The following is a 4938-nucleotide window of genomic DNA, read 5'->3' on the forward strand; positions in this document are numbered from 1 at the left end:
GTCCATGGTGAAGACGGTGGGCTTATCCGGCGCGGCTTCCGGCGAGATGGTGCGCATGTGCACGAACTCGGGCGCCTCGACCGCCGGATCCTCCAGCACCTTACCTTCGGAGGAGGAGTGCAGCAGGTTGGCGTCGACGCTGAAGGGCGCCTCGCCGCGCTTGTCCTTGGTGATCTGAATCTGATGCTTCTCGGCGAAGTCCAGCAGGGCCTCGCGGGACTTGAAGTCCCATTCCCGCCAGGGGGCGATCACGTGGATGTCGGGCTCCAGCGCATAATAGCCGAGCTCGAAACGGACCTGATCATTACCCTTGCCGGTGGCGCCGTGGCTGACCGCGTCGGCGCCGGTGGCCCGCGCGATATCGATCTGCTTCTTGGCGATCAGCGGCCGGGCGATCGAGGTGCCCAGAAGATACTGGCCCTCATAGACGGTGTTGGCGCGGAACATCGGGAACACGAAGTCGCGGACGAACTCCTCGCGCACGTCCTCGATGAAGATGTTCTCCGGCTTGACGCCGGCGGCCAGAGCCTTGGCCCGGCGGCTCGATCTCCTCGCCCTGGCCCAGGTCGGCGGTGAAGGTCACGACCTCCGCCCCATACTCCGTCTGCAGCCACTTCAGGATGATCGAGGTGTCCAGACCGCCCGAATAGGCGAGGACGACTTTCTTGATCGAGGGAGCGGCCATGACGAGGGGATCCTTGGGCAGGGGGCGCGAGGGCGAAACAGAGCGGCCTTAAAGGGCCAAAGGGGCGAAATCACAAGCCCTATGGCAGAGGCTTGAGCAGGCCTTCGCGGTCGAGGAGCTCAAGCGCGGCGGTGAGCCAGCGCAGGTGCATGATGGCGAACAGGGCCGCGACCGTGGCGCGGACCCCGAAGAAGATCAGGGCGGTGCTGGGATCGGCCGCGACATTGCGGTTGAACACCACCAGCAGGATGCCGACCACGAAGGCCGTCGCCGGAAAGGCGCTGAGCGCGATGTTGCGCTTGAACCGCCAGGTCGGCGCGCCGTTCTGGGCGAACTGCAGGGGGATCTTGGTCTCGGGCGCGATGCGGCCCCAGGCCGAGCGAGAGCCGCCCGCCATGATCGAGAGCGCGATGATCCACAGGGCGTCGCCGGCGAGGCTGAGGATGGGCATGGGCTAGACCGTCACCTGGGTGCCGAGCTCCACCACGCGGCCCGGGGGAATCTTGAAGAAGTCGGTGGGATTGGCGGCGTTCTTCATCAGGAAGATGAACAGCTTGTCCTGCCAGAGCGGCATGCCCGACTGGGCGGCCGGCACCACCGAGCGGCGGCCGAGGAAGAAGGAGGTGGCCATGATGTCGAACTTCAGGCCGAGCTTACGGCACAGGCCCAAGGCCTTGGGAATGTTCGGGCTTTCCATGAAGCCGTAGCGGATCGTGACCTTCTTGAAGTCGTCGTTGATCGGCTCGATCTGCACCCGGTCCTCGTCCTTGACCCGGGGGGTCTCGGTGGTGGTCACGGTCAGGATGATGTTCTTCTCGTGCAGCACCTTGTTGTGCTTGAGATTGTGCATCAGGGCGACGGGGGCGAGGTCGGGGTCGGAGGTCAGGAAGATCGCCGTGCCGGGCGCGCGATGCGGCGGCCGGGCCTTGAGGATCTCCGACAGCTCGACGAGCGGCACGGAATCGCGCCGGGTCTTGTCGGCCAGGATCTGGGCGCCGCGGGTCCAGGTCCAGATGATCACCACCATCACCCCGCCCAGCACCAGGGGCAGCCAGGCCCCCTGCGGGATCTTCAGGAGGTTCGAGGAGATGAAGATCAGGTCGAAGACGCCGAAGGCGCCGGCGGCGAGCGCCGCCTCCCAGGTCGGGCGCTTCCACATCGACTTGATGATCACGAAGAACAGCAGGGTGTCGACGAACATCGCCCCGGTGACCGCGATGCCATAGGCGGCGGCCAGGTTGTGCGAGGTGCGGAAGGTGAACAGGAGGATCAGCACGCCGACCATCAGGAAGCTGTTGACCTGGGGCACGAAGATCTGGCCGGCCTGGGTCTCGGAGGTCCGCCGGATGTCGATGCGCGGGAAGAGGCCCAGCTGCACCGCCTGCTGGGTCATGGAGAAGGCGCCGGTGATCACCGCCTGGCTGGCGATGACCGTGGCGGCCGTGGCCAGCAGCATGACGGGCCAATAGACCACGTCCGGAATCATCTGGAAGAACGGGTTATGGCGCGCCGCCGGATGCGACAGCACGAGCGCGCCCTGGCCCAGATAGTTGAGCAGCAGCGCCGGCAGCACCAGCACCAGCCAGGCCGCGCGGATCGGGTTCTTTCCGAAGTGGCCCATGTCGGCATAGAGCGCCTCGGCCCCGGTCACCGCCAGGAAGACGCTGCCCAGGATCACGAAGCCCAGCCAGCCGTTGTTGAACAGGAACAGCACGCCATAGTGGGGCGACAGGCCCTGCAGGATGCGCGGCGCATCGACGATGTGGACCAGGCCGAGGCCCGCCAGCGTCAGGAACCACAGGAGGGTGATCGGTCCGAAGGCTTTCGCCACGCTGGCCGTGCCCCGCGACTGGACCATGAACAGGGCGACCAGGATCACCGCCGAGACCGGCAAGATATAGGGCGCGAGCGTGCGGCCCAGGCCCGGCGCCTCCTTCAGGCCCTCGACGGCGCCGAGCACCGAGACGGCCGGGGTGATGATGCCGTCGCCATAGAACAGCGCCGCCCCGATCACGCCCAGGAAGAACACCGCCGTCGACCGCCGGCCGAGCGAGCGCTGGGCCAGCGCCATGAGCGCGAGCGTGCCGCCTTCGCCCTTGTTGTCGGCCCGCATCAAAAAGACGACATATTTGACGGTGACGATGAGGATCAGAGCCCAGGTCACCAGGGACACCACGCCATAGACGGCGAGCTCGGAGCTCACCGTGTGGCGCGAATGGGCCAGGGCTTCGCGCATGGCGTAGAGCGGGCTGGTGCCGATGTCACCGAACACCACGCCCATGGCGCCCAGCGCCAGGCCCGCGAAACTCTCTTTTTGAAGGGAGTGATGCGACTCCTCGACCGCCCCGTGGGCAGGTCCAGCCGGATCAGGCATCCAATGTCTCCGGGAACACGCGGAAAGGTCCCCTTGGCCGGCCCCATGCCGTCATGAGCGGCGCGCGATACACCCTTTCCAGGGTGGGTTCAATGACGGCCGCCGGGTCGGGTGCGCCGCGGGACCGATTGGGACCTATCTGAGGCCCTGCGCGGTTAGGCATTGAACACGCCGATAACCGCCCTAGTTTCGAAGGAACATGGCCGACAGCCAGAAATTCCCCGTGGCCGCGCATGCGCTGGCCTATCTCGCCCATTGCGGCGCGATGTCGCCGGAGGCCGCGGTCTCCAGCGTGGAGCTGGCCGCCTCGATCCCGACCAATCCGGTGGTGATCCGCCGGGTGACAGGCATGCTGGCCCAGGCCGGCCTGGTGGCCACCCGCTCCGGCGCCCATGGCGGCGCCTGGCTCCTGAAGCCCGCCGACCAGATCGGATTGGACCAGGTGCTGCGGGCCGTGGCGGGGTGCGCGCACCTGGGCGTGCCGCCGGCGGGCGCCAAGGGGTGTCCGGTCGGGGAGAAGATTCCCGAGGCCGTGGGGGCGGCCATCGCTCTGGCCGACCAGGCCGCCGCCGAGCGGCTGTCGACCATTACGGTCGCCGACCTGCTCGCCGATACGCCGCAGGGCGCCCGGCCGCGGTCTTGCGCCTGAGACGCAGACGCGCCACATCATCTGCATGTTCATCCAGACCGAAGCCACGCCGAACCCCGAGGTCCTGAAGTTCCTGCCCGGACGCGACGTCCTGGGCGAGGGGTCGCGCGATTTCCGCAGCGCCGACGAGGCCGGCGCCTCGCCGCTCGCCGCCGAGCTGTTCTCGATCGAGGGCGTCGAGCGCGTCCACTTCGGCGGCGACTATCTGACGGTCGGCAAGGGCCGCGATCAGGATTGGGCTCATCTGAAGGCGCCGATCCTGGCCGCCATCATGGACCATTTCACCTCCGGCCAGCCGCTGTTCACCGGCGAGGCGGCCGGCGTCCAGACCGGCGGTCACGACGACGAGATCGTCTATGAGGGCGAGACCGCTCAGGTGGTCGCCGAGATCAAGGAACTGCTGGACACCCGGATCCGTCCGGCCGTGGCCCAGGACGGCGGCGACATCCTGTTCAACCGCTTCGAACCCGACACGGGCGTGGTCTGGCTGCACATGCGCGGGGCCTGTTCGGGTTGCCCGTCCTCGTCCGCGACGCTCAAGTCCGGGGTCGAGAACATGCTCAAGCACTATGTGCCCGAGGTGACGCGGGTCGAGCAGGCGCTGTAAGCGCCCTTCCCGCGACCCCGGCGATCGTGTAGCGCCGGGCGGACATGATCACGCTCGCCTTCGACACCTGCCTCGCCGCCTGCTCGGCCGCCGTCGTCGAGGACGGCCGGGTGCTGGCCCGCCGCAGCGACCCGATGCTGCGCGGCCATCAGGAACGGCTCGCGCCCCTGGTCGCCGAGGTGATGGGCGAGGCCGGCCTCGCTTTCGATCGGCTCGACTGGGTGGGGGTGACCGTCGGGCCCGGCTCCTTCACCGGCCTGCGCGTCGGCCTGGCCTTCGCCAAGGGCCTGGGGGCGGCGCTGTCGATCCCGGTGGTGGGCGTGGGGCTGCTCGAAGCCCTCGCCGAACCCTTCGCCGCCGACGCCCCCGGAACGGTCTTCGCCGTGCTCGATGCGAAACGCGGCCAGGTCTATCTTCAGGCCTTCTCCGGCGGCGCGGCTCTGATGGCGCCGGACGCCCTGGAGATCGGGGTGGCCCAGGCCAGGCTCGCCGAGCTGGCGGGCCATGGCCCCGCGACCCTGGTCGGCAGCGGCGCGCCCCTGGTGGCCGAGGTCCTGCCCGGCGCCCGCAGCATCGACGCCGACCACGCCGATCCGGCGGCGAGGCGGGCGACCGCCGCCGGA

Annotated in this window: 5 protein-coding genes and 1 pseudogene; 3 read left to right on the plus strand and 3 right to left on the minus strand. The window is 68.4% G+C overall.

The window, feature by feature from the left end; translation table 11 throughout:
- From MQH10_RS26060 to MQH10_RS26070, 3 genes and pseudogenes are all read right to left on the minus strand, one after another.
- Positions 1-685 (minus strand): annotated as a pseudogene (locus MQH10_RS26060) (argininosuccinate synthase); the annotation flags it as partial.
- A gap of 79 nt (positions 686-764) precedes the next feature.
- Entirely contained in the window at positions 765-1136 is a 372-nt protein-coding gene (locus MQH10_RS26065; protein ID WP_242566882.1) for a hypothetical protein, read from the minus strand.
- Between the two features lie 3 nt (positions 1137-1139).
- Positions 1140-3059, minus strand: coding sequence for a potassium transporter Kup (locus MQH10_RS26070; protein ID WP_242566883.1), 1920 nt, complete (start codon positions 3057-3059; stop codon positions 1140-1142).
- Positions 3060-3258: 199 nt separating this feature from the next.
- Here MQH10_RS26070 and MQH10_RS26075 point away from each other — a divergent pair, with 199 nt between their 5' ends.
- From MQH10_RS26075 to tsaB, 3 genes are all read left to right on the plus strand, one after another.
- Positions 3259-3708 carry an Rrf2 family transcriptional regulator gene (locus tag MQH10_RS26075; RefSeq protein ID WP_242566884.1) on the plus strand — a complete coding sequence of 150 codons (450 nt, stop codon included), beginning with the start codon at positions 3259-3261 and terminating at the stop codon, positions 3706-3708.
- Between the two features lie 25 nt (positions 3709-3733).
- Positions 3734-4315 (plus strand): NifU family protein, encoded by a 582-nt coding sequence (locus tag MQH10_RS26080; protein WP_242566885.1) that lies wholly within the window; start codon positions 3734-3736, stop codon positions 4313-4315.
- 44 nt (positions 4316-4359) lie between these two features.
- A partial coding sequence (gene tsaB / locus MQH10_RS26085; protein ID WP_272887167.1) for a tRNA (adenosine(37)-N6)-threonylcarbamoyltransferase complex dimerization subunit type 1 TsaB occupies positions 4360-4938 on the plus strand: 579 nt, incomplete at its 3' end.

Source organism: Phenylobacterium aquaticum, assembly GCF_022695515.1.
Lineage (GTDB): Bacteria > Pseudomonadota > Alphaproteobacteria > Caulobacterales > Caulobacteraceae > Phenylobacterium > Phenylobacterium aquaticum.